The 1,889-nt window shown below is 37.3% G+C and carries 2 protein-coding genes; one reads left to right on the top strand and one right to left on the bottom strand.

The window, feature by feature from the left end:
- Nucleotides 1-211 precede the first annotated feature (211 nt).
- The gene (locus AC2Q9J_RS17525; RefSeq protein ID WP_499041944.1) at nucleotides 212-1,081 is read right to left on the bottom strand and encodes an SDR family oxidoreductase; all 870 of its coding nucleotides are present in this window, start codon (nucleotides 1,079-1,081) and stop codon (nucleotides 212-214) included.
- 194 nt (nucleotides 1,082-1,275) lie between these two features.
- Here AC2Q9J_RS17525 and AC2Q9J_RS17520 point away from each other — a divergent pair, with 194 nt between their 5' ends.
- On the top strand, nucleotides 1,276-1,710 hold the full coding sequence (locus tag AC2Q9J_RS17520) for an Rrf2 family transcriptional regulator (protein ID WP_101802319.1): 435 nt from the start codon (nucleotides 1,276-1,278) through the stop codon (nucleotides 1,708-1,710).
- Nucleotides 1,711-1,889: the final 179 nt, after the last annotated feature.

Raw genomic sequence — 1,889 nt, 5'->3', positions numbered from 1 at the left:
ATACCAAGAGAGTTATGAGAAGCAAATGAAATATGAGTTTGAATATTGGTTGAAAAAACTAAACAAAAAAGACATTCTTTGCAGAATGCCCAGCTTTTAAAAAAATATTTTTTATAGTTTTTAAAAATATTAACTTTTATGTTTTCTTGTTTTTTGAATATGATAGGAGACTCTAAGACTCAATTATGCCATCATATCGATTCTTTTAATTTCATTTAGTTTGTGAAATTGTATTAATAAGTTGGTTCAATGATACATTGATCGGCAGTGTGCGACCAAGAATTTTTTCGAAATCGTTGCTTTCCACTTCAAGTGAACCGTTCCGGATGCTTTCTTGGATTCCTACAACAATCGGAATCACAAAATCGGGTAAACCTAAGCCTTTCATAATCTCTGCATATTTTTCGTCACTCACTTGTTGTACAGGCACTTCTTTACCCAATATATCACCAAGAGCAGATGCCAATTCTTCTTGGGTTAAAAGAGGACCTGAAAGTTCGTACACTGTATTGTCGTGGCCGTCCCCAACCAGAACCGCTGCCGCTGCATCTGCGTAATCTTGTTGCAATGCCCAGCCCACTTTGCCTTCACCGGCAGAAGTGACCCATGGAGCTCCTGCTAGGACACCTTGAATGCTTCCGATTTCGTTTTCAAAATACCAGTTGTTGCGCAAGAAAGAGTAGGGGATACCGGTCTTAATAATGGCCGCTTCTGTTGCGACATGGGGCGGAGCCATAAGATTTTCGCTCTCTGTAGCATTGGCTAAGCTTGTGTAGGCAATGAATTTTACTCCTGCACGTTCCGCTGCTTGGACCGCATTAGTATGTTGGTGGATTCTCGTTTCATTGTCGCCATCCGCAGAGATGATCAATAAGCGGTCAATTCCTTCAAATGCTTTCTCCAAAGTTTCTGGATGGTCAAAATCTGCTTGACGAACTTCCACTCCACGAGCACGAAGCCCTTCTGCTTTCTCAGCGTTCCGGACACTCACCGCCAGCTTACTTGCAGGCAGGGTTTTCAATATTGCTTCTACAACCTTCGAACCTAATTTTCCTGTTGCCCCTGTAACTAATATTTTCATTTTCCAATCCCCCTAATTCGCTTTTGGTGTAACAATAATGATTACATGTATTCATGTTAGTTACTTGTAACTGAATTGTCAACAGGAATAGCAATATTTGTTTTTTGCCTGCTATTTGATACAATAAACTTGTAACTAAATTAATTACAAGATATTAGATATTGAAATAGAAATTTATAAAGGGGTGAAGGTAAATGTCCATTAGCAGCCGATTTGCTGTCGGAATTCATATATTGACTCTAATTGAATTTAATAAAGATGGAATAACATCTTCTGAGTTTTTAGCTTCGAGCGTTAACACAAATCCAGCAGTGATACGGAAACTCATGGGTATGCTTAAAAAAGCTGGTTTGATCGAAGTACACCCAGGTATTGCAGGAGCAAAACTTACAATGAAACTATCTGATATTACCTTGTTCGATGTCTATAAAGCGGTAAATGTTGTTCAAGATAAAGAATTATTCAGTATACACGAAAATCCACAGCTTAATTGTCCCGTTGGCCGGAATATCCAAAATACTATAGAACCAATATTTGCGACCGCACAGGGGGCAATGGAGAAAGTTTTAAAAAATGTAACATTAGAAGATGTGATGAATGATATTGTTGCTGGAGAAAATATTGGATAGATAGGATTTCTTAAAGAAATGTTCTATACTCGTTTATTTAAGTATATTTTTATTAAAATAATCGTTTATTTTATGATGTGTAAAATTATTAGTTAACATATGAGGGCTTATAGGAAGAGAAGAAGCTAATACAGCTTTTTCTCTTTCTTTGCGTTTGGGAAAGTGTACTTTTACGAACG

The organism is Planococcus sp. RAB007_Raresut (assembly GCF_057369535.1).
This window is presented reverse-complemented; position numbering and strand designations above follow the sequence as displayed.